Genomic DNA, 22,364 nt, shown 5'->3' with positions numbered 1-22,364 from the left:
ACTCCTATGCCTGGTTGGCTACCACCACGTAGCCGGCTTCTGCGACCGCTTCACCGATTTCAGCCGGTGAAAGCTCGCTTGTGGAGGTGATGGTCACGGTGGACAGTCCACCGGGGTTCAGGTCAACGGAGACTTCCTCGACCCCGTTGAGTGCTTCAAGTTCTTCGCTCACGCTCGAAACACAGTGCCCGCAGGTCATGCCGGAAACGTTGACGTTGGTTTGGATTGTCTGGCTCATGAAGTGCTCCTTGGTGGTGGGTTGAATGGGGTAGTGCGGATTTGACCGGCTACCGCAGCAGGCGGCCGATGGCATCGGTGGCTTCCTTGACTTTGGCGTCGATCTGCTCCGCCCGGGCTTGGGGATCGGGCTCGGAAGCGGCCCCCACAACACAATGGCCGATGTGCTCTTCAACGAGCCCCAGGCTCACTGCGTGAAGGGCCTTGGTTGCGGCGGCCACTTGGGTGAGGATGTCGATACAGTATTTGTCCTCTTCGACCATCCTCGCGATGCCGCGGACTTGGCCTTCAATACGTTTCAGGCGCCTCAGATAAGCATCCTTGTTGCCCGTGTACCCATGGGTGGTGGGCCCAAGATCAACCTCCAGTGCAGGGAGGTCTGATCCCGGGTAGTTCAGGTCTGCCGTGTTCATGGGATCAAACGTATACCCCTCAGGGGTATAAAGCAAGTACCCCCAGGGGGTATCTTCCCCAAAGGGCCAACCCATCCTTAAGGATGGGCAGAACCGTCAAAAAATAGCGTTACCCTACCCCTTTTGATTCGGAAACATGGTTGTCAGCAGGCAAGCATTCCGCAGACTCCCGGAGCCGGGACCGAATCGAAGGGAAAACCCGTGAACCCGCCAGCAAGCGCCAGCACGACCGCTGCATCAACGACTTCGTCCGATATCGTGCGGAACCTCTCCCTCATCACTGACGAGATGACGGGGACCGCGGCCAAGATCGACGAACTTCAGCTGGCCCGGGTAGCCAGCCACCTGGCACACCCCGGGCGGATCTTTGTGGCAGGAGCCGGTCGCAGCGGGCTGGTCCTCAGAATGGCCGCCATGCGGCTGATGCATCTTGGCCTCACCGTCCACGTTGCCGGAGACACCACTACTCCTGCCATCGCTTCCGGCGATCTCCTCCTGGTGGCGTCCGGCTCCGGAACGACCTCCGGCGTCGTAAAGGCCGCGGAGACTGCTGCACGGGCGGGTGCCCGGATCGCAGCGTTCACCACCAACCCGGACTCCCCGTTGGCGGGTCTGGCTGATTCCGTGGTGGTCATCCCGGCGGCCCAGAAGACCGACCACGGATCCGCCGTCACCCGCCAGTACTCCGGCTCATTGTTCGAGCAGGCACTTTTCCTGGCCACTGAAACCATCTTCCAATCCCTCTGGGACAACGACGCGCAACCCGCTGAAGAGCTGTGGTTGCGTCACGCGAACCTTGAGTAAAGCCACCCCGATTTCCCTCCAGCAGAACCACAACAGAAAGTAGTCCCTTCCCATGAAGCTCCAAGTTGCCATCGACCTCCTGACCACCGAAGCCGCCCTCGAACTGGCCGGCCAGGTAGCCGAGTACGTAGACATCATTGAACTCGGCACGCCGCTGATCAAGGCCGAAGGCCTGCCGGTCATCACTGCCGTCAAGAACGCCCACCCGGACAAGATCGTGTTCGCCGACCTCAAGACCATGGACGCCGGCGAACTCGAAGCCGACATCGCTTTCAAGGCAGGAGCCGACCTGGTCACCGTCCTTGGCGCAGCGGACGATTCCACCATCGCCGGTGCCGTGAAGGCCGCCAAGGCCCACAACAAGGGCGTTGTGGTTGACCTCATTGGCATCGAGGACAAGGTCACCCGTGCACGGGAAGTCCGTGCCCTCGGCGCGAAGTTCGTTGAAATGCACGCCGGCCTGGACGAGCAGGCCAAGCCCGGCTTCGACCTCAACGGCCTGCTGCGCGCCGGCTCTGAAGCACGCGTTCCGTTCTCCGTCGCCGGCGGCGTGAAGCTGGAGACCATCGCCGACGTGCAGAAGGCGGGAGCCGACGTCGCCGTCGCCGGTGGCGCCATCTACTCCGCCGAGGATCCTGCGCTGGCCGCAAAGCAGCTGCGCGCAGCCATCGCCTGATTCCTTCCGCACCAAGGTGGCGCCCCGCAGCTGGACTGCGGGGCGCCACCTTTCGCATATCGGACGAACCTGGAGAAGGCCATGATCGTAGATCTTCCCGATACAACCACCTCGAAGATTTCCAAGAAGATCACCTCGTTGCGTGAGCAGGGCGGGGTGATCGCGCTGGGGCGGGTGCTGACGCTGGTGGTGGTGACCAAGTCCGGGCAGGAAGAAGAAGCCATCGAGGCCGCGAACGAAGCCTCCCGGGAACACCCCTGCCGGATCATCGTGCTGGCCGACGCCGGAGCGCAGGCCCCGAACCGGTTGGACGCGCAGATCCGGGTCGGTGGCGATGCAGGCGCGTCGGAGGTGATCGTGTTGCGCGGGTACGGGCAGATGGCGCACGAAAGCGAATCCCTGGTTGCTGCGCTGCTGCTCCCGGACGCCCCGATCGTGGCCTGGTGGCCGAACGGGGCACCCGAATCCGCGTGCGAGACCTCCATCGGAGCGATCGCGCACCGCCGGATCACTGACTCGGCCAACGAACCGGACCCTGCCCAGGCCCTGGAGAACATCCGCCGAACCTACAAAGCCGGCGATACCGACCTCGCCTGGACCCGACTGACAAACTGGCGCATCCAACTCGCTGCGGCTTTGGAGCAGTCCGACGACGTTGAGGTCACCGCAGTGACGGTGGAAGGCGACGGCGATTCCCCAAGCACCCTGCTGCTCGGAAGCTGGTTGGGACGCGCCCTTCGGGTTCCCGTGGCGATCGTTTCCAGCCAGGCAGGAACGGGCATCGTTGGGGTCCACCTTGCCACGCCATCCGGGACCATCAGCCTGACCAGGGAACGGGGTTCGATCGTCGAACTCGTCCAGCCAGGCCAGCCCGCACAACGCATCGCCCTCCCACGCCGCAGCCTGAGGGACTGCCTCGCAGAAGAACTCCGCCGGCTCGACCCCGACGAAGTCTTCGGGGACACGGTGCGCAGCTTCGAGGCGTTCACTAACGTCCAGGCCAGCGCCGAGGATGTCCTTCTCAGCGGGGCGGACAGGCGGGATGACGCTTTGGTGAGGGTCGGTTAGCCTTACCGCATGCCCCGGCTGTGGGCCAGTGCGATCGCCTCGGTGCGCGAACCGACGTCGAGCTTCTTGAAAAGGTTCCGTACATGGAACTTCACGGTATTCTCGCTGATCCCCATGGACGACGCGATGGTGCGGTTGCGGTGCCCTGCTGCCAGCAGTTGGAGCACCTCCAGTTCGCGCGCGGCAAGGTTCCACGCGGCAACGTCTCCGGGCGGCCGCGTCGGCAGGTCCAGCGGGAGCGAAACGAAGACGTCCGCGCCCCAGCCGGACATGACATCCATCCGCATCTGACCCGTGAGGGCCTGGACCCGGCGGTCCAGCCTCGCAATGCCGGGGTCGTCAGTGGTCAGTGCGCCACCGCCGTCGTCGCGTACGTTGATCAGCAGGTTCTCGCCGTCACAATCCCATTGCGTGCGGACGCGGCGCACCTCCGGCTGTTCCATCATTGCCAGCACCAGCCCGCGGACAATGGCCCGGGCCGCATGCGCGACCTCGCCCGGCAGCGCCCTTCCATTGAGCGGCGGTTCGATGAACTGGACTTCGATTCCGCTGAAACTCGTCAACGGGCGCAGGTCCTCGCGCAGGCGTTCGAAAGCCCTGACAACCGGTTCTTCCACCAGATCGGTGGTGCGGTCGCTGTATGAACGGAGCGCCACCAAGGCCTTCGCTGCGAGGTTCGTGGCAGTCGTTCGGGCGGTTGCATCGTCCAAAGCGTTCGACCGCAAGGCCGCGAGCAAGGTCTCCAGAGTGGTCGAGTGGAGGTCCGTCAGTTCCGCCGTGACCCGGACCCGCTCGGCCGAGGCCGCCCGTGATTCAAGCAAGTACGACGGCGGTGCATCCGCGACTTTTTCGCGTATGCGCTTGGCCGTGAGGTCCCACAGGTACTCCAACAGTCCGAATCCGGGTTCCGGTTCTGCAGGCTTGGGATCCGTCAACACAAGAAGGGCATTGCTGGGCCCATGCCGTAGGGCGAGTACCTGCCGGGCTTGCCCTGCGATATCGGCTTCCCCGAGCCAGGGTGCCTCGTCGGGCAGCGCACCACGGAGAACGTCAAGCTCTGCAATGGACACGCGGGAAGTGATCTCCTCGGCGCCCGCCTTCTTCTGCGGCCGGCCGGTGCAATCCTCGGTAAAGATCACCAAGGCGCTGCAGCCGAACGTTGGAAGAAGGGCATCCCGCAGCCGCTCGGCAATCTCCGCCAAGGGCGCATCGGCCAGTGCAGCCACAGCGCGCAGCAACGGCCACGGAAGTTCGGGCTCAGGCATGAAATGTCCTTGTTGTTTCGTCAGTCGGACAGGCGACCGGGTACTGACACATCCTGCCCGAAAGTGTAGCCAAACTTGGCGTCGGCACCTAGACGCGTTCCGCCGTCGTGCCCTGTGCGTGGGCGACTACCGCAAGGTGTACCGTCACGACCCACTTTGGCCTGAACTTGGGCAGACACGCCGTGAAAGCTGGCAAGTGGGCGGGGTGCGCAACTCAAAGTAGGTGGTGACGGCACACGGGATCCCGTGCCCTTCAGCAAAACTGGTTACATTCTTCTGACTGCCGGACATTAACCGGCTATGAGCGTTGAGACGGATCAAGGGGGTCGTGTGGAGCCGACCCGGGAAAAGCAGTTCCTGGCGGCCCACGTTGCCTGCCACGACCAGGTCTACCGGTACTTTCGGCGCCGGACGGAGGAAGCGTCCACCGCAGAGGATCTCTCCGCGGAGGTGTTCAGGATCGCGTGGGAGAAATGCAGTCGTGACCAGGAATTATCCGTGCCGGTGGTGTTCGGCATAGCCCGGAACGTCCTCCGCAACCACTACAGGGCAAACCTTCGCTCCCACAACCTCACGAAGCTGCTGGAGATGCAGCGGACACACATGCCGGACACCCACGATCCGGGCGTCCGTGAGGCCTTGGACATGCTCAAGCCAGAGGAACGCGAGGTTCTTCTCCTGACGTACTGGGATGGCTTCAGCTCTACCGAAATCTCCAAACTGCTTCGGCTGACTCCCGCGGCCGTCCGGATGCGACTGCACCGGGCCCGTAAAGAACTCAGCCGGATGCTTTTGACCGACCATGCTGCAGAGGAATCCACACAATGAGTACCAAGCAGGACCTGGAACGACTGGTCGCGGCCGACCCGGCCCTGGCGGTGACGGAGGCGGAGTTGGCCAAGAGCCGGGAGAGGAGCCTCGCAGTCATCCTCTCTGACGCGGAGCAACTCACTGCGGGAGGTTCCGTTGAAGATTTCCACAATCAGTCGTCCTCTCGGCGGTTCCGACTGGTGGCGGGAGTTGGCCTGGTGGCGGCGACGGCGGCCGTGATTGCCGGCGTTGCTGTTTCCGGAGTGTTTGTGGCGGCAGCGGAGCAGCCGGCTCCCGCGGCCACCCAGACTGTCGCAACCGAGGAGACCGGATCTCCGTTGCCGGAGATCACGGGCCGCATGCCGACTTTCGACAACCACATCGTCACGGGCGGCAATGGCAATAAAGCCGCGGTCGCCAATGACCCGGAAGCTGACTTCCACATGGACGCCGCCAATCCGGGAAAGCTCGGCATTAACGCGGCCGGGTGTTTTGTGAGCACCTATACCGACGGCAGCGAGGGCAGCCTCATTTTCCCTTCGGGGACCAGGATCATCGACTCTGGAGTGGTCTTCCCCGACGGCGCGACCTTGACCATTGGCGACGATTTCGTGTTCGGAGGCGGTTCCGCCGAGGTAGATGAGGGGCAGTGCGCCCCCCGTGGTTCGGCTTTCCTGGTTCAGAGCTGGGACTCCACCCGCTGACTCCCGGAGGTGCGCCTTCCAGAGTGGCCGCAGGAAACCGCGACGGCGGCGCCTGGAAACCGCCGCCGCCCACCGCCGTCGTGCCCTTACTCTGCCTGTTCCTCCTCGGCAGGTTCCGGTTCCCGCAGTACCAGCGCGGTGCCTTGGTACGGGCCGAGCTCCAGGAAGAAGCTGTGGAGGTCGTCCACATGGCCGACGTCCTCGCTGCTGAAGAGGTCATGGACCACTGAACCGGGGACCAAATGCGGGGACTGGATGCTGCCCGCGATTTCCTGGTCGGAGAAGTTCAGGACCGTGACCTCGAGGCTGCCGTCGCCGAGTTGGTTGACCAGCACCAGGAGGGCGCGGTTGGAGACCTCCGGCACATCCAGGAGTACGCTCGTGGCGATGCCGGAGCTCTCGCGCACCCGCAGGATCTCCTGGAGGCGGCGCGCATAGGAGTTGGGATCCTTGAGCTGCTCCGGCAATGAACCATAGAGGCTCCGGGCGCGGGGCATCCCTGCCGCGGACTTGGCCGCATCCGGGCGGGTGCCCATGAGGTCGTGGGCGCCGCGGTTGATCCAACGGGTGTCGCCCTGCGCGGTCAGTTCGCCTACGACGTCGCGCGGCAGGGCGATGATGCCCGTGAGGTCCCACCCGGACAGGGCAAAGACGCCCGGCTGGAGCGCGTTGTACATGGACATGAGCACGTGGACGTCCCGAACCTGTGCCTCCTGCTCGGGCGTCATGGCCTCGGGGTCCGGGATGCCGAGGGTTGCCATGATGAAGCTCGCGGTGGTGCATGCGATGCCGTTGGTGGTGAAGAGCGCGTTGTAGGGGCCACTCTCACCGGTGAGGCGATCGCGGAGGGTCTGCTGAACTTTCTCCGCCACCTCTGCGCCGGTCAGTTCCTCGCCGCCGAGCTCGAACACATCCTCACGGTGGCCGGCAGCGAAGTGCAGAAGCTCGTACGTCAATTCATCGTGGTTCTGGAGGGCATGGACCAATGAAGCCTGGTCAACCCCGATCTCCATGGCCAGCCGCAGGGTGAGGCGGAGGAACTCGGTGTCCGCCGTGACCAGGGAGTAATGGTAGGCCGGGCGGGTGATGAAGTCGTAGGACAGATCGGCGCCGGCCTCGGACTGGGCCTTGATGTCGTCGATGGTGAGGTTGAGTTCCTGGAACGAAAACCCGCCTACTTTGCGGATCATGGAACCGATGAGTTGGTTGGCGGCCTCGGACAACGGGTGGCCCTCAGACCAGCCCGGTTGCTCTTCGGCGCTCTTTTCAACGCCCAGGAATCCGTTGGCATCAAGGCGGAGCGCGCCCGTGCCGAGGTCAAGCAGCGAGTGAAGGGCATCGCCCACAACCAAACGCATTCCTGCGAACGTCGGGTCCAGCCAGTTGATCGAGGGCTGCCCGGCTTTGAAGTAGTGCAGGTACACCCAGCGCCTGATTTTGCCCGTGGTGTCTGCCACCGGACGCGTGGCGCTCCAGTTGGTCTCCTTGACGCCCGGTTCGTAGAAGATCACACGCTGCAGGCGGCCAATGATGTAGCCGGCTTTCTGCAGCGCCTGTTCAGCCTCGGGGCTGATGTTGACCGAGTCCTTGCCCTCAGGAACATCAGGCAGCAGGTGCCAGTCCTCTTCGGGAATATCCACCATGTGGTAGATGCCGGGGTAGTCCCGGAAGTTCATCTCGGCGAGACGGAAATCGGCGCCCTTTCCGGTGTGGCCCGGAACGATGTCGTCAATGACAGTGCCATCGTGGTCCGCTGCCACCTCGCACATCCGGCGGAATTCCTCTTCCGTCCCGAAGGCGGGATCGATTGCCATGCTGATGCGGTCGAAGTGCCCATCAACGCTGGGCGTCTGGGACCAGCCACTGATGCCGCCGGCCAGTTTCACGGGTCCGGTGTGCAGGCCCCGAATGCCGATCTCGCGGAATGCCTCCCACAGTTCGGGGTCCCCCAGGGCGGCGAGGAAGGACTGCTTTTCCTTGGTGATGAAGGAAAGCGGATAGGCCGTGAACCAGACCGGGGCCTTCTCCACGGCAGCCCGCGGGTTCGGCCGGGCATAGGCGTTCTGCCACATGCTCGCCTGGCCTGACAACTGCCGCGCCATGGTGTTGGCATCTCCCAGCATCGACTGGTTGCGAAGCCAATCAACGTATGTCTTGTTCAGCCCGTCGAACTCAAGGGAGGGGCGCGCGGCGAAAAACTGGCGACGGCGGGCTACGGGCCGCAGCGCTTTGGGCCGCGCAGGGTAGAACTGCTCGTCGAAGGAGACTTCCGGGACTTCGGTTTCTTCTACCGTCTCTTCCCCGCTTGTGCCGTTCGATGACTCATTCAGCTCTGTGGAATCTCCGGCAGCATCCTTCATGCCGGACACATCGTCGCTGACTTTCGGCTCCTGCACAGTCTTCTCCTTTACGCGGCCCACGCACTTGGCGCCGGCCTTCCGAGGGCTTGCTCAAGAGGACACGTACCCGGGCAGCCCGGGAGTATTCATGCTAGTCGGAGCACCTCAACGTTTGTCGAACCCGTGCCGAATACTGGCTGATTGTGTACAGATAAGGCATCGCGGACCAAGCTTAAGGGGCGTGACATGAGCACGAACCGGATGTGTGATATTTCGGAGGGGGCCGATGTACAAGGCAATGGAGCAACAGCCTGGTGACAGCTGGATAGATCACGCCTTCTTTGTCCTGGCCGGGGCATCGGCGGTGTGGTTGGCCTTCCTGCTGGCGGGGGAGAGCTTCCAGCTTGGCTGGGGACAACTGTGGTCCTGGTTCCTCTTCTGGGCCTTTTTGGCATACCTGTTACTTCCCCGACTCCACCGGATCCTGACCACGATCTACGTTCCGGGCTACTTCATCGGCCGGGCCCGCACCAGTGACGGACTCCTCGGGGACCCCGTGAACGTTGCCCTCCTCGGTGCCGAACGCCAGATCCATGCCATCATGCACCGCGCGGGCTGGACCATCGCGGACGATGTCACCTTTGCCAGCAGCCGCCGCATCATCAGTTCAACCATCCTTCGCCAGAGCTACACCCAGGCACCGGTTAGTCCCCTCTACCTCTTCGACCGCCAGCAGGACTTCGCCTACCAGCAGGAGGTGGACAATAATCCCGGCAAACGGCATCACGTCCGCTTTTGGCGCTGCCCCGACGGGTGGATGCTCCCCGGCGGCCACACAGTGGATTGGCTTGCCGCCGGAACCTACGACCGCAGCGTGGGTTTTTCCCTGTTCACGCTTCAGATCACCCACAAGATTGAACAGAATACCGACGTCGAACGTGACCACATCGTCCGGACAGTCTCCGAAGCCGAACCCGCCGTCCGCGTCCACGTGATCAAGGACTTTTCAACGGGGTACCACTCGCGCAATGGTGGCGGCGATTCCATTTCCACGGACGGCGACCTTCCCGTCGTCGACGCCCGTGGGGTTCCCGTCGAGGAAGCCGACGGACCGAAGAACACGGACAGCCGCGACCGCCGTCCGGCACCAACCATTGTGGGCGCTGCCCTTGTGGTGGTCAGGGCGGTTGCGGCGCTCGCGCTCGCCGTCGCGTTGTTGACGTCTTCAGGCGATTTCTCGGATGTCACCCTTGATGACGGTGCGGCCGATCCGGAAACCACGACGGCGGTGCTCACGTTCCTGGGGATCGTTGTGTTGGTCTTCGGGCTGGGGGAGGTTTTCCTGGCCTGGCGGATTTTCCTGGGCAGCAATGCGGCCCGGGTGATCGCGATGGGCCTGAGTTCACTATCGATTCTGGTGCAGGCCATCGATGCTTCTACGGGCAGCACCAGCATCACGCTCGAAGCCGGGCTTCCGGGCCTTGCCACCGACATCCTGGTGCTCCTGGCCCTGTCCAGCCAGCGCGCCCGGGTCTATGCGAAGCGGCAGAGAGTCCCCGCGGTCCCGCCGGGATTGGCCCCGAAGCGCCTGACCCCCTGACCCGCCAGGCGTTGCTCGTTACCTTTTTCGTAGCCCGTTTCCTGGTGCAGGATGTGGGTGTGTTGGCCTGTTGGTTCCGGCATGATTGGGTTGCTCTGTTGATCGATGATCTTGAGAGTGTTGTCACCGGGGCTGGCGGGTGTTGGGAGACCGCTGATAGGGGCAGGGCAGTTTGGTAGATGTCGTGCGTAACGTGGGTGCCGGGTTCTGACACCGTTGCAGGCCAGCAGGGAAGGCCATCAACGACCAGCACTGCTTCATGGCCTACCCCGCAAACGTCACGGTCACACCCGGGGACGTCGTACGACTGGGCCTCTCACATCCTTGCACCGCCTTCGACAAGTGGACCGTCATTCCGGTCTTGGCGGATAACGGCAGCAGCGGCAACGGCAGCAGCGGCACCGGCAGCAGCGCCGACGCTGGCAGCCCGGCCGACCTGACCGTCGTCGACCTTATCCATACCTTCTTCTAGGAATCCCATGAAGACCCTCATCAGCAACGCCACGGTGGTGGATGGAAGCGGAGCGGAGCGCCGTGCAGCGGACGTCCTGCTGGACGGTTCCGTGATCGCGGAGGTGGCCGACGCCGGCAGCCTCACCGCTGCCGGAGCGGATCGCGTCATCGATGCGCACGGCCTGGTCCTGAGCCCCGGTTTCATTGACATGCACGCCCACTCCGACCTCCAGCTGCTGGTCAACCGGGACCACTACGCCAAACTCAGCCAAGGCGTCACCACTGAACTGCTGGGCCAGGACGGGCTCTCCTACGCACCCGTGGACGACGCAACATTGGCAGGCGTCCGGGAGAAGATCGCCGGCTGGTACGGCAACCCGGCGGATTTCGACTGGAACTGGCGCAGCGTCGGCGAGTACCTGGACCGCCTGGACGCTGAAGATTCCGGCGGCAGGATCGCCACCAACGCCGCCTACCTCGTACCGCAAGGAACCGTGCGGGCCATGGTGATGGGCTTCGACGAAGGTGATCCCACGCCGGAACAACAGCAGCGGATGCAGGACGTTGTCCGCGCCGCGATGGAGGAAGGCGCCGTGGGGATGTCCTCCGGGCTCACCTACACCCGGGCATGTACGCAACAACGGAAGAGCTGGCCGGACTGTGCCGGGTTGTCGGTGAATTGGGAGGGTTCTACGCCCCGCACCACCGCTCCTACGGCAAGAATGCCCTGGGCGCCTATGCCGAGATGATCGACCTGAGCCGGCACAGCGGATGTGCCCTGCATCTGTCCCACGCAACCATGAACTTTGCCGAAAACAAAGGCCGTGCCGGGGAACTCCTGGACCTGATCGACTCCGCGCTTGATGACGGTGCGGACATCACGCTGGACACCTACCCCTACCTTCCCGGCGCCACCACGCTGAGCGCGATCCTCCCCGGGTGGGCATCCGCGGGAGGAACCGAAGCAACCCTGGCACGCCTGTCCGACCCCGCCACGAGGGCACGCATCCGCGAAACCGTGGAGATCTATGGCTCGGACGGCTGCCACGGGGTTGTGGCCGAATGGGACACCTTGGAAATCAGCGGCGTCCAAAACCCTGCGCTCGCAGGCTTCGTGGGCCGGACCATCAAGGACATCGCCGCGGAAACAGGAGAGGAAGCGTTCGATGTGTTCGCCCGCATCCTCACCGATGACCGCCTGGGCACCGGCATCCTGCAGCACGTGGGCCACGAAGAAAATGTCCAAACCATCATGAAGCACCGCACGCACACCGGCGGCAGCGACGGGTTGTTGGTCGGCGCCAAGCCCCACCCGCGGGCGTGGGGCACATTCCCGCGCTACCTCGGCCACTACTCACGCGACCTCGGACTGCTGAGCGTGGAGGACATGGTCCACCACCTGACGGGCCGGCCTGCCGCACGACTCAAGCTCCGCAACAGGGGACTGATCCGCGAAGGGTTCGCCGCCGACGTCGTACTTTTCGATCCGGAAACCATCCGCGACGAAGCCACTTTCGACAATACCCGCCAAGCCGCCAGCGGCATCCACTACGTGTTCGTCAACGGAACGGCTGCGATCGACGGCGGCCGGCCCACCGGCGCACGTTCCGGCCGAGCCCTCCGTCGGCACCGTGACGGCCTCACCCGGGAAGCCGGATTCAACCGAGAAGGAATGCAATGACCCCCGAAGAATTCATCCATCAGCTCGAGGTCGACCGCACCCTGGCGGTGGTCCGCGCGCCGTCCATCACGGACGCTGCCGAGCTGTGCCGGGCGCTGGCCGACGGCGGCATCCGCAGCGTCGAACTGACCTTCACCACGCCTGATGTGCTCAAACACGTCCAGCGCGCGGCGGAAACGGCAGCGGACCATGGTGCCGCCGTCGGGATCGGCACGGTCATGACCGGTGACCAAGCGCGCGCTGCGATCGACGCCGGTGCGAAGTTCCTGGTGACGCCCGGGCTTCGGCCCGAGGTAGCCGCCGTCGCAACCGCCGCCGGTGTCCCGTTCAGCCTCGGCGCCATGACCCCCACCGAGGTGGCCCAGGCTCTCGATTTGGGATCGGCCGCCGTCAAGATTTTCCCTGCCCGCCAGCTCGGACCCGCGTACCTGAAGGACCTGCAAGGACCCTTCCCGGGAATCCGGCTGCTGCCCTCCGGGGGCATCGACGCCTCCAACGCCAAGAGCTACCTCGACGCCGGTGCTGCCGCAGTCTGCTGCGGCACCAGCGTGGTACCGCCCGCGGCAGTTGCTGCCGGCGACTGGGCAGACATCGGGGCCCGTGCCGCCGCCTTCACAGGCACCCTCAAGTAGGACTACCCGGAAAGACACGTCCATGAATGAATTCCTCGACTGGCTGCGGAACGATACCGCCGGCCTGCTCCTCCTGGCAGGCGCCGGCATTGCGCTCCTGCTGTTCCTGATCATCAAGGTCAAACTCGAACCGTTCATCGCCTTGGTGGGAACCGGCGTGCTGGTGGCCCTGGTGGGCTCGGTGGAGGCCCTGGTGGGATCGGCCACCAAGAGCAGCGACGCCCTCATTGAGAAGGGCTTCGCCGGCATCCTCGGGCACATCACGGTGATCATCGGCCTGGGTACTGTCCTTGGCGCGATCCTCGAACGGTCCGGCGGTGCCGAGGTGCTCCTTGGCCGGCTGGTGAAGATTTTCGGCGAGAAGGGAACGCCGCTCGCCATGGGTATCACCGGCTTTGTGCTGGGCATCCCGTGTTCTTCGACATCGGCATCTTCGTGCTCGCACCGCTGGTGTACGTTGCGGCGATCCGCGGCGGCAAGTCCCTCGCGCTGTATGCCCTGCCGCTGCTGGCCGGCCTCTCCGTGACCCACGCCTTCCTTCCCCCGCACCCCGGACCCGTTGCTGCGGCCGGCTTGTTCCACGTGGACCTCGGCTGGATCATCCTCATGGGCCTCATCTGCGGCATCCCCGCTTGGTTCGCCTCCGGTATTCTGTGGGGCACGTGGATCGGGAAGCGTGTGATGGTCCACGTTCCCGAGGACCGCATCATCGAGGAGGCGGACACTGCCCGCGGACACGAACCCTCCATTGGCCTGGTTCTCCTGGCCATCGGCCTGCCCATGATCCTCATCCTCGGCGGCACCTTCGGCAACATTTTCGTCCCGGCCGGCGCCTTCCGCGACACCCTCCAGTTCTTCGGCAACCCGGCCATTGCGCTGACCGTTGCCGTGCTCCTGGCCATGTGGCTCCTGGGCATCCGCCGCGGCATGACCGCCACCGAACTAAGCGAGATCACCGGTTCCTCACTGCGGCCCGTGGGCATGATCCTGCTGGTGGTCGGTGCCGGCGCGTTCTTCGGGGCCGTCCTCTCAGCCACCGGCGTCGGCAAGGCTGTTGCGGACACATTGTCCCAGGCGGGCCTTCCCATCATCCTTTCGGCCTTCGTGATCAGCGCCGGCATGCGCATCGCACAGGGATCGGCCACGGTGGCGATCGTGACCACCGGTGGCATCCTCGCGCCGAGCCTCGCCTCCGGATACAGCCAGCCGCAGCTCGCCCTGATTGTTGTGGCCATCTCCTCGGGATCCATCATCGCCAGCCACGTCAACGACGGCGGGTTCTGGATCATCTCCAAGTACTTCAACATGTCAGTGAAGGACACCCTGAAGACCTGGACCGTCCTGGAAACAGTCCTGTCCATTGTGGGCTTCGGCATGGCGGCCCTGCTGTACACGTTCGTGAGGTAAGCCGCCCGGGTTGGTGGGTGCCGCCGTCGTGCTTTTCGCCCGTACCTTCACCACCCACTTTGAAAGCAGAATGGCCCCGACACGCCGTGAGAGCGGCAGTCGGGGCCATTTTCACGCCCAAAGCAGGTGGTGGCGGCACGCGGATCCGGAAGGCACCCGGCACAAATTGGCTTAAACAAAAGCTCCGGAGTGCGTTATTGGGGGATACGCACTCCGGAGCAGCCTTGTGGCAGGCGCTTACGCTGACCTGCAGTAACAACTCTACGTTGGGTGTGACAGCATTGCCACCACTTGGAATTAGTACTTTCGCTTTAGTTTCCCGAGGTGTTTTCCGGCCGCTTTTTCTGCGGCACGATCAACACCGGCCGGCGCTGGTGGTGGCTCAACCACGCGGCCACCGAACCGTTCAATGCCTCGGAGATCCGGTGCCCAAGTCCGGGCTCGGGAGTGCCGACGATGATCATTGATGCTTTGATGTCCTCGGCGAGCCGACCCAGCGCCCGGGCCGGATCACCCGCCAGCAGTCGCAACGTCCAGTCTGCCGAGCCGCCGTCCATGGCTTCTGCGATTGCCTTGCCGAGTCCCTTCCGGATGGCGGCCACGTCCTCGTCGTCCTTCTCCGGGTGCAAAGACATCCTGTGGGTCTCCCGCGACGGATCCCATTCCACGAGGTAACTTGCCTCGTCCACATATGCGCAGACCAAGGGCACGCCGAGCTGCTCAGCCAATGCCCGGGCGGTCTGCAGGACCTCCACGTGCTGATCCGGCAACACGCCTACAACCAAAGGAATGCGTCCGCTGAAATCTTCGCCAGCCATACCTTATTGTTGCGCTGCAGTGTGCCCTTGAACAGGCCGACCGTCCCCCAACTGAGTCGCATTTGTGCGCGTTATGGGCGCTCAAAACGCGTGTGGAGTCTCATGACTTAATAGACAGTTCTGTCTCATGACTTCGTAGACACTCTGTCTCAGGACATCGTGGACACTTAGCTTGCGGGTTTGCTGCTATGCATGAGCAAACCCCAACCGGACATCAAGATCCGGCATGCTGTGGCAACGTGGTCCGAGGATTCGCCCAGAGGCGCGGTTACTGCGTTCTGCAGGAAGCACAATGTCTCCCGGGCCTGGTTCTACCGGGTCCGGGCGGCGGCTGCCGAGGTGGGGCCGGTGAAGGCATTGGAGAAAAAGCCCACGATTCCAAGAACCATGCCGGCCCTGACCCCACAGGCGATGATCGAGTTGCTGCTCGGTACCCGGGCGGAACTGCAGGAGAGCGGGCAGGACCACGGTCCGCTTTCTGTCATCGCGAAGCTCTCACGACAAGGCTTCACACCGCCCTCGCGTGCCACCGTGGCCAGGATCTTTTCCCGGGCCGGTGTCGTGATGCCCGAACCGCGGAAGAAGCCTCGAAGCGCCTACAAAAGGTTCGTCTATCCGCAACCCAACGCGTGCTGGCAAATCGACTCGACCGAATGGCAGCTCGCCAGCGGCAAGAAGGTAGCCATCTTCCAACTCATCGATGATCATTCGCGTTTGGCGCTGGCGTCCCTGGTCGCACCCGGCGAAACCAGCGCCGCCGCAATCGCCGTCGTTACCCAGGCCATCGAACGCCACGGAGCACCGCAGAAGTTCCTTTCCGACAACGGCTCGGCACTGAATCCCACCCGCCGCGGCCGCACCGGGGCCCTCGTGGAGTTCCTCAAAGCCAAAGGCATCGAACCGATAACGGGCAAACCCTACAAACCCACCACCCAAGGCAAGAACGAACGCTTCCACCAAACCCTGCACCGATACCTGCACAGGCAACTCCCGGCCCCTTCAATGGCTGCCCTGCAACTGCAGGTCGACGCTTTCGATCTCTACTACAACAACGAACGCGAACATCAAGGCCTACCCGCGGGAACGACGCCCTATGAGGCCTGGAACGCCACCCCGAAAACGCCCCCGCCAACCGTTCCTGAGCAAGTCACGCCCGCAACGGACAGGCAAAGCGCGCACCGAACAGTGAACCGGAACGGGTCCGTGACGATCCTAGGAACCCACTTCAAAATGGGCAAAGAACACACCGGCACCACCGTGCACATCATCTACGACGACACCACCATCATGTTCTTCGGAGCACAAGGCACCGAGATCATCACTCACCCCAGACCTCCGCACGGAACCACCTACGTCGGCAACGGAAAACCCTCAGGAGTCGTCGCAGACCCACAAGGCACCCGCAAGAAACGAACAAAGTACCCGCCCCGCAGAGGCCGACAAACAAAGTCCCAAGACGAAGTGTCCACACAGTCGTGAGACAACAACCGTCCACGAAGTCATGAGACATGAAGTGTCTACAAGGTCATGAGACATGACAGGCGCTCAAAACGCGCACTATTGCGACCTAGTTGGGAGGGTTGGGAGGCTTGTTCCACGTGAGGCGGACCTTGAAGTTGGACGCCGTGCTTGCCGAAGCAATGAATGCGCCGGCCTCGGCATGGAGGTCGATGCCGAACTCCACACTCACCTCATCCGGCCGGTTCTCCAAGCTCAGCAGTTCGTCGATGACGCCTTGGACTGCCGGCCTGACGTGCTCGAGCGCCCGCTGGAACGTCTGCTGGGCCCGGGCAAATACCCCCGAATGCTCGGCTGCGTGATCCCCGCCCCTGGTCACCAAGCTCCCGGCCGTGCTGGCCACCTCCACAACCACGGTGCCGCCGTCGTCCGTGGCGAACTCAACCAAGCGGCTCATGACGCGTCCTTGATGACCATGCCCACGCCCCCGACGCTCGCGGTGCGCTGTGCAGTGACAAGGAAAGCGATACCAGCCCCGCACAGCAGGATCAGGTGCAACAGCAACGGCAACGCCTGAGACATGTACCAACTCACCAGGAACACGCCCTTCCCTTGGATCCAAATGATGGGCAGCAGGACGGTAGGCAACAGCAGAAGCCAGGCCATCGTCTGCTGCGCGGGATACTTCATGGCAAGCACTCCGGCCCAGAGTCCGGAACCCGCAACGGCAAAGCTGCCGATGACGGCGGCTACCTCAACCGTGTAGTTAAGTCCGGCCAGTCCGAACACGCCTTGCGAGACCACCAGGCAGGTCATCGCCAGCCGTCCCTGCGCTGACCGATCCGGAAGGCCGGCGATCACGAGTAGCAGATAGCCGAACGCCGTGACCACGCCGTAGACGATGCGGAGCACGATGTCGCCGCCGTTGTCCTGCCAGTAATTCTGGTCGAACCACATGAAGAACACCACGAAGCCGGCGCCCACACCGCCGGCGGTTGCCAACGTTGCACCCGCCCAGGCGATGGTGGCGCCGGCGAGAGGCAGGTGTGGCCGCCGGGCCGGTTTCCACACCGGTTCGTCAGGGCCCGACGGCGGCACGAGCCCAGGTGCCTTCTCTTTGGGTTGGGCGCCGGCCTGCCTCTTAAGGGCAGGGAGATCGCTTGCGGTGTAGGATCCGCGCTCTTCGTCCGCGATATCCTCCGCGGCGCTCTCCGGGGCGGCCTTACTGAGCTCCGCCTTCGCTGCGGTGGTGAGACCGTCCGGATCCGCGGCCCCCGGATCGAGGGTCCTGAGCTCCTTGGCGACATCGATCACCGCCTCCCACGAACCTTTGGAGTGGTGGTAGCGGAGCTCTCCTTGGAGGTCGGAGATGCGTTGCTTGCGCTCGCAGCCTTCCTTGCGCCGCGCAGCGTCCGGGTACTGGGGGCTGTCCAGCAGCTTCGCGAAGCCTTCTGCTGCTGCAATCCAATCCCCGGATTCCTCCGCAGCCGTGGCGTCCCGGTAGGCCCGTTCTTCAGTGAGCCGCCTGCTTGCGGTGTCCCTGAGAGCCACAGCATCCCGGTAACCGGGCTCCAGGGTCAGGAGGTCGTTGAAGGATTCGAGCGCTTGTTCGTAGTGTTTGGCCCGCAGCTCGGCCGACGCCTCCACATACAAGGCACGCAGTTGCGCCCTCCGCCGGACTTGGTCCAGGTCCGTGCCGGAGGTTGTTGCCCGCGCGGTTTCGCTTTCCGGCAGTGGTTTGGTGGTTGCGGGACCCGGGGAGTCGGCTGGGAGGACTGACTCGTGGGGGATGGCTGTGTAAGCGGACGACACGGAGGCGGACTGACCGCCCGAGGCCCTTGTCGGCGTCGTGCGTTCCGCCGGGGGCCGCCCGCTCGGGGTGCCCTGCAGCGAGAACAGTTGCGTTGAACCGCCGCGGACGTACAGTGCGGGCGTGACCCATTCGAGAGTGCCGTCGGGGCTCGCCATGACGGAAATGCGGCCGATCCGGGCGGCTTCGTCCACTGTGCGGCCGTTTGCAATGGCCGCGTAAAAGCCGTGTGCAAAGGCGATGGCGGCGGAGTCGCTGATGGCGAACTGCATGGCTGCCACAGCTCCGATGCCGCTCCTGACCAGGGCCGAGGCTGTGCCGGAGAAGAGATCCGTCTGTCCCATCTCACCCGAGGAGCACGAGTTCAACACCACCAGGCGCGGCCGGGGAGCGGCCACGCTAAGGAGGGCCATCAGCCTGACGGCGCGGACCATCGCGGCGCGGCCGTCGTTGCCCACCAGCGCGATGCGGCCCTCATCCGTGCGGGAGTCGTAGTCGCCGTGTCCAACGAAGTGGACCACGTGCCATGGTCCGGCGAGGAGCATTGACTGGACGTCATCCCACGTGCCGCTCCTGGTCCAGACGAGTTCCACGCGGCCCTCATCGCCAGGACCCGCCAGAGCCTGGGCCAGATGGTCCTTCTCCGCCTGGACGTCGAGGGCGGGGAGGTCGCGGGGCGAGGCGACGATGCCGAGGATCCGCAGCGGCGGGGCGACATCCAACGGGTTCTGGTTGTAGTCCGGGGCCGGGATGTGCCGGAGCAGGGGCTCGGTCTGGCAGAGGTAGGTTTCCGTTTCGGGGTCGAACAGCGTTTCCCACGGCATGGTGGCCAGCTCGGGGGCAGCCAGCCGCAGGACCACGCGGAGTTGTTGGCCGGCATGCTGCGCTGCGCCCAGGCTGGCGCGGTAAGTGCCGTACACCTCACGGGTGAACAGCGCTTGGAACAGTTGCTGGCCAACTTCCCGAACGGCGACTTCGGCAACAGGGAGTGTTCTCCGGGCCGCTACGGCGGAGGCAAGGACGGTGGCTTCCAGCTGGGGGAGCCTGCCTTGGATGCCGTCGATGTCAAGGGTGAACCGGCCTGATGCGTGGCCTCCCGCCGGTGCACGGACCACGTGCACCGTGTACTCACCGCGTGTTGAGCCGGTGCCGATCTCCAGCTCGATGTCACAATCCATCGCGGGTCCCTCGTGGTTCCTACGTACAGATTGACCCCGACGGAGGCTCCTTACAAGGGGTTTTACCAGCTGGTCCTTGTAGGCGCACCGGCCCCGGCCTACCGTTAATCCGTGGTCTCACTTGGCGATGAGTGGACGGAAGGCGGCGTGCGATGGAAATCTTCATGTGGTGGCTCGATCTTCACCTGGACAGCAAGGAATGGTTGCGGGAAAACCTGCGGGCCGAGGAACTTCCCCTGGAGGTCCTGCAACACATTGCCGAAGCCGGTGGACCGCATCAGGACAGTCTCAGCGGGGGATTGACGGCGGCGGACTGGGACTTCATCGAGACGCAGTCGGAGTTTGTGGACTGAGGAAACGCGCCTTAGGCGGCTTGTGCTCCCGGAACAATCAGCTGCGCGCCGGTTTCCGGCGCACGGCTTGGTACCTCAACGACGACGGCGGCTGCCGGCTTCTTCTCCCGCATGCGGTAAAGCGCGACGGCGGAAATGGCGAACCAAGCCACGTTGGTCACCACTGACGGCCAGGCCCCATGCAGTGTGCCGTTGATGATGAATGCGCAGGATCCAAACAGGTTGACGACCTGGAAGTTGCGTCCAGGCTTCAGCCAACCCATGGACACTGCCAAGTAGGCACCGAGCATCGCCGCTGCGCCGGCCCATCCGGTCATTTCCCAGAGCAGTTCCATTGGAATCCTTCCGTATTTTAGGCGCACGCAAACAGGGGCGTTCGCAGTAGAGGAGGGGCCGCGAAGAAGTGGAACTTGCGGCTATGAACTAAATATTGGGGCACGTTCTGGTTTAGATCAATTGCAATCTTCTGAAGCCGGTATTTAGAGTTGCTTAACATGGATATGGACCCGCGCCGACTCCTTGTTTTGCTTGCTGTGGCGCGCACCGGAGGGGTGCTCGCAGCCGCCGATGAACTACGGATCACGCCGTCGGCTGTGTCACAGCAACTCAGCAAACTTGAGCACCAAGTGGGACAGGCCCTGCTGCAGCGGACCCCCAAGGGCTCGGTACTGACACCCGCTGGATTGGCGATGGCAGAAGCCGGCGAAGAGATCGAACGGGCGCTCAATGTTGCGCGTGCCCGGATGGAGGGCGAGGCCAAGGTTGCGGGTGTCGTTCGAATTGGCGGCTTCACCAGTTTCATGCGGACCGTGGTGATCCCGCGGCTTCCCGAGTGGCGCAGCCAGTACCCGCAATTGAAGATTGAAATCGTTGAGGACGCTTTCCCGCCCCTCATGCGGCTGCTGCGGCAACGGCAGCTTGACGCGCTGGTCATCGAGCAGGACTCGACGGCGGCCGAGCAGCGTCCGCTCGCGGCCGGCATGGTGCAGGAGCCCCTGCTGGATGAACCGTGGAAGCTGGTTGTTCCCGCAGGCTCACTGCTGGCCACTGAAGCCATCGACCTCAGCCGCCTCCCGTTGCCCTGGCTGGGAGTTGAGCAGTCCGCCGCGAACAGCGCCGTGCTGGGGCGCCTCCGCCATTCCACGGGAGTGCGGATTGAGACGGTGCATCAATATGTGGATACGCTCACCGCCCTTGCCCTGGTCGCATCCGGGGAAGGTGTGGCGATTGTGCCCACTTTGGCTTTGACCGGCGTCGTCCATGACCAAGTGGACATCCTGGATGTGCCGGGCCTCGGTACCCGGCACATCGCACTTCGGCGCTTCGACAGGAAGAAGCCGACGAGCCTGCCCGTGGACACGGTTGCCCGCCTGCTCAGGGAATCTGCGGCTCAGTTCGACACGCGTTCCGGCGCCTGAGCCGCCCGGGTGACCGGTCCGCCGTCGTAATTTAGGAGCTGTTCGTCAGTAGACCGGAGCCCAGCCCAAAGCCGGTCCGAGTTTCTCCGCGATGTCCGTGAGGATCTGCACGTAGTCCTCGTGGTCGAAGCTGAAAGGCAGTGCGAACGCTACCTCGTCGACTTCCTGGAAGCCCCCGTGCGCGTACAGCTGCTCCGCGATCTGGTCGCTGGAGCCGATAATGTCCGCAGCGAACACCATCCCGCGTGGTCCCTGCGGAGTGAGTGTGCGCGGAGTGCGCTCGTCCACGTAACGCTGGTACTTCTCCCGCTGGGCTGTTGAGGCAGAGTCCGTGGGGATGACCACCAGGCCCTGCGAGACCCGGGCGTTTGCGTGTCCGGCGCGCGCCGCTGCGTCGCGGAAAGCACGGATTTGCGCCTGCTGAACCGCGGCGAAGTACGGGGCTTGGTCCTTGTCCGGGAAAATGACGCTGCTGGAGAGCAGGTTGAAACCGTGCTCGCCGGCCCACGCGGCGGACTTCGAGCTGCCTGCTCCGTACCAGAGACGGTCCCGTAGTCCGGGAGAGTGCGGTTCCACCCGGTTGGAGAACTCCTCCACAACACCCTGCTTGCCGGAGAACTCCCGCACCTTGTCCCCGGCTACCAACCGGGCAAACCGTTCCACCCGTGCGTAACTGAAGTCCTCGGTGTCTGCGGAGTCGGGGTAGAGCTCGTGCTTGACAGTGCTGTACGTCATCGGTTCCCCCACGCTGACGCCCGGATTGATGCGTCCGCCGCTGAGCAGATCCACGGTGGCCAGATCCTCAGCCAAGCGCAAGGGGTTCTCCCAGCCCAGCGGTGTCACCGCGGTTCCGAGCTCGATCCTTGATGTGCGCTGGCTGGCCGCTGCCATCACCGCCACCGGTGATGAGATCCCGAACTGCAGATGCCGGTGGCGCAGCCAGGCGCTGTCGAACCCCAGGCGCTCGCCGAGCTCGATGATCTCCAGTGTGGACCGGTGGCCGGCCGCTGGGTCAGTGGGATCGAACAGGCCGATGGTGAGGAATCCAAGCTTTCGGAGGGGGCGATCGGGACTGGGCATGGGCTTCCTTCGGCTCTCTACAGGCGGCTACTTCCCCAGAATAGGCTCCGATCCCCGTGACGACGGCGGGAGGTTACCTCATGTGATCGGCCGTCGATTTCCCTCAGCCTATTGCAAAATGACGAATCTAGAATCTACACTCTAGGGAACGACCTGATGT

20 protein-coding genes and 2 pseudogenes are annotated in these 22,364 nt (G+C 63.9%); 13 read left to right on the top strand and 9 right to left on the bottom strand.

Features of this window, described 5'->3' with window-relative positions; translation table 11 throughout:
• Positions 1–4: 4 nt before the first annotated feature.
• Both AUR_RS10115 and AUR_RS10110 read right to left on the bottom strand, forming a co-directional pair.
• On the bottom strand, positions 5–238 hold the full coding sequence (locus AUR_RS10115) for a heavy-metal-associated domain-containing protein (RefSeq protein ID WP_021473289.1): 234 nt from the start codon (positions 236–238) through the stop codon (positions 5–7).
• A 49-nt stretch (positions 239–287) separates the two neighbouring features.
• The gene (locus AUR_RS10110) at positions 288–650 is read right to left on the bottom strand and encodes a metal-sensitive transcriptional regulator (RefSeq protein WP_021473288.1); all 363 of its coding nucleotides are present in this window, start codon (positions 648–650) and stop codon (positions 288–290) included.
• Positions 651–851: 201 nt separating this feature from the next.
• Here AUR_RS10110 and hxlB point away from each other — a divergent pair, with 201 nt between their 5' ends.
• The 3 genes from hxlB to AUR_RS10095 all read left to right on the top strand — a co-directional run bounded on the left by hxlB (position 852) and on the right by AUR_RS10095 (position 3,198).
• Entirely contained in the window at positions 852–1,454 is a 603-nt protein-coding gene (gene hxlB, locus AUR_RS10105) for a 6-phospho-3-hexuloisomerase (protein ID WP_062098826.1), read from the top strand.
• A gap of 52 nt (positions 1,455–1,506) precedes the next feature.
• A complete protein-coding gene (gene hxlA / locus AUR_RS10100) occupies positions 1,507–2,130 on the top strand; it encodes a 3-hexulose-6-phosphate synthase (protein ID WP_062098824.1) in 624 nt (207 codons plus the stop codon).
• Positions 2,131–2,211: 81 nt separating this feature from the next.
• The gene (locus tag AUR_RS10095; protein ID WP_082694613.1) at positions 2,212–3,198 is read left to right on the top strand and encodes a glucose-6-phosphate dehydrogenase assembly protein OpcA; all 987 of its coding nucleotides are present in this window, start codon (positions 2,212–2,214) and stop codon (positions 3,196–3,198) included.
• A gap of 2 nt (positions 3,199–3,200) precedes the next feature.
• Here AUR_RS10095 and AUR_RS10090 read toward each other — a convergent pair whose 3' ends face one another.
• Positions 3,201–4,463 (bottom strand): helix-turn-helix transcriptional regulator, encoded by a 1,263-nt coding sequence (locus tag AUR_RS10090; protein ID WP_062098822.1) that lies wholly within the window; start codon positions 4,461–4,463, stop codon positions 3,201–3,203.
• 300 nt (positions 4,464–4,763) lie between these two features.
• On the opposite strand from AUR_RS10090, the gene AUR_RS10085 reads away from it, so the two are divergent.
• Together AUR_RS10085 and AUR_RS10080 are read left to right on the top strand one after the other, a co-directional pair.
• Positions 4,764–5,291: an RNA polymerase sigma factor gene (locus AUR_RS10085; RefSeq protein WP_069696566.1), complete on the top strand. Its 528-nt coding sequence runs from the start codon at positions 4,764–4,766 to the stop codon at positions 5,289–5,291.
• Positions 5,288–5,977: a hypothetical protein gene (locus AUR_RS10080; protein ID WP_062098820.1), complete on the top strand. Its 690-nt coding sequence runs from the start codon at positions 5,288–5,290 to the stop codon at positions 5,975–5,977. The genes AUR_RS10085 and AUR_RS10080 overlap by 4 nt, the downstream gene beginning before the upstream one ends.
• An 86-nt stretch (positions 5,978–6,063) precedes the next feature.
• On the opposite strand, the gene treS is transcribed toward AUR_RS10080, so the two are convergent.
• Positions 6,064–8,337, bottom strand: coding sequence for a maltose alpha-D-glucosyltransferase (treS, locus tag AUR_RS10075; RefSeq protein ID WP_082694619.1), 2,274 nt, complete (start codon positions 8,335–8,337; stop codon positions 6,064–6,066).
• 265 nt (positions 8,338–8,602) lie between these two features.
• Here treS and AUR_RS10070 point away from each other — a divergent pair, with 265 nt between their 5' ends.
• From AUR_RS10070 to AUR_RS10050, 5 genes and pseudogenes are all read left to right on the top strand, one after another.
• Positions 8,603–9,916 (top strand): LssY C-terminal domain-containing protein, encoded by a 1,314-nt coding sequence (locus AUR_RS10070; protein WP_062098816.1) that lies wholly within the window; start codon positions 8,603–8,605, stop codon positions 9,914–9,916.
• Between the two features lie 238 nt (positions 9,917–10,154).
• Entirely contained in the window at positions 10,155–10,388 is a 234-nt protein-coding gene (locus AUR_RS10065; RefSeq protein WP_479680823.1) for a hypothetical protein, read from the top strand.
• Between the two features lie 7 nt (positions 10,389–10,395).
• A pseudogene (locus AUR_RS20780) lies at positions 10,396–12,050 on the top strand (N-acyl-D-amino-acid deacylase family protein).
• Positions 12,047–12,682 carry a bifunctional 4-hydroxy-2-oxoglutarate aldolase/2-dehydro-3-deoxy-phosphogluconate aldolase gene (locus AUR_RS10055; protein ID WP_062098812.1) on the top strand — a complete coding sequence of 212 codons (636 nt, stop codon included), beginning with the start codon at positions 12,047–12,049 and terminating at the stop codon, positions 12,680–12,682. Before AUR_RS20780 ends, AUR_RS10055 begins: the two are co-directional and overlap by 4 nt.
• Positions 12,683–12,704: 22 nt before the next feature.
• Positions 12,705–14,089: pseudogene (locus AUR_RS10050) on the top strand (GntP family permease).
• Between the two features lie 311 nt (positions 14,090–14,400).
• On the opposite strand, the gene AUR_RS10045 reads toward AUR_RS10050, so the two are convergent.
• Positions 14,401–14,907 (bottom strand): universal stress protein, encoded by a 507-nt coding sequence (locus tag AUR_RS10045; protein WP_021473275.1) that lies wholly within the window; start codon positions 14,905–14,907, stop codon positions 14,401–14,403.
• A 192-nt stretch (positions 14,908–15,099) separates the two neighbouring features.
• On the opposite strand from AUR_RS10045, the gene AUR_RS10040 reads away from it, so the two are divergent.
• The gene (locus AUR_RS10040) at positions 15,100–16,386 is read left to right on the top strand and encodes a DDE-type integrase/transposase/recombinase (protein ID WP_062095146.1); all 1,287 of its coding nucleotides are present in this window, start codon (positions 15,100–15,102) and stop codon (positions 16,384–16,386) included.
• 88 nt (positions 16,387–16,474) lie between these two features.
• Here AUR_RS10040 and AUR_RS10035 read toward each other — a convergent pair whose 3' ends face one another.
• Both AUR_RS10035 and AUR_RS10030 read right to left on the bottom strand, forming a co-directional pair.
• The gene (locus tag AUR_RS10035) at positions 16,475–16,822 is read right to left on the bottom strand and encodes a CU044_2847 family protein (RefSeq protein ID WP_021473274.1); all 348 of its coding nucleotides are present in this window, start codon (positions 16,820–16,822) and stop codon (positions 16,475–16,477) included.
• On the bottom strand, positions 16,819–19,353 hold the full coding sequence (locus tag AUR_RS10030) for a CHAT domain-containing protein (protein WP_062098810.1): 2,535 nt from the start codon (positions 19,351–19,353) through the stop codon (positions 16,819–16,821). The genes AUR_RS10035 and AUR_RS10030 overlap by 4 nt, the downstream gene beginning before the upstream one ends.
• A 152-nt stretch (positions 19,354–19,505) precedes the next feature.
• On the opposite strand from AUR_RS10030, the gene AUR_RS10025 reads away from it, so the two are divergent.
• Positions 19,506–19,706 carry a hypothetical protein gene (locus AUR_RS10025; protein WP_021473272.1) on the top strand — a complete coding sequence of 67 codons (201 nt, stop codon included), beginning with the start codon at positions 19,506–19,508 and terminating at the stop codon, positions 19,704–19,706.
• Positions 19,707–19,717: 11 nt separating this feature from the next.
• Here the strand turns inward: AUR_RS10025 and AUR_RS10020 are convergent, their stop codons facing one another.
• Positions 19,718–20,041, bottom strand: coding sequence for a CBU_0592 family membrane protein (locus AUR_RS10020; protein ID WP_021473271.1), 324 nt, complete (start codon positions 20,039–20,041; stop codon positions 19,718–19,720).
• Between the two features lie 159 nt (positions 20,042–20,200).
• On the opposite strand from AUR_RS10020, the gene AUR_RS10015 reads away from it, so the two are divergent.
• A complete protein-coding gene (locus tag AUR_RS10015) occupies positions 20,201–21,124 on the top strand; it encodes a LysR family transcriptional regulator (protein WP_021473270.1) in 924 nt (307 codons plus the stop codon).
• 45 nt (positions 21,125–21,169) lie between these two features.
• On the opposite strand, the gene AUR_RS10010 is transcribed toward AUR_RS10015, so the two are convergent.
• Positions 21,170–22,204 carry an LLM class flavin-dependent oxidoreductase gene (locus tag AUR_RS10010; protein WP_062098808.1) on the bottom strand — a complete coding sequence of 345 codons (1,035 nt, stop codon included), beginning with the start codon at positions 22,202–22,204 and terminating at the stop codon, positions 21,170–21,172.
• Between the last annotated feature and the right edge of the window lie 160 nt (positions 22,205–22,364).

This window comes from Paenarthrobacter ureafaciens, assembly GCF_004028095.1.
In the GTDB taxonomy this organism is placed as follows: domain Bacteria; phylum Actinomycetota; class Actinomycetes; order Actinomycetales; family Micrococcaceae; genus Arthrobacter; species Arthrobacter ureafaciens.
The sequence above is the reverse complement of the archived record's forward strand: the minus strand, read 5'-3'. Positions and strand labels throughout refer to the sequence as shown.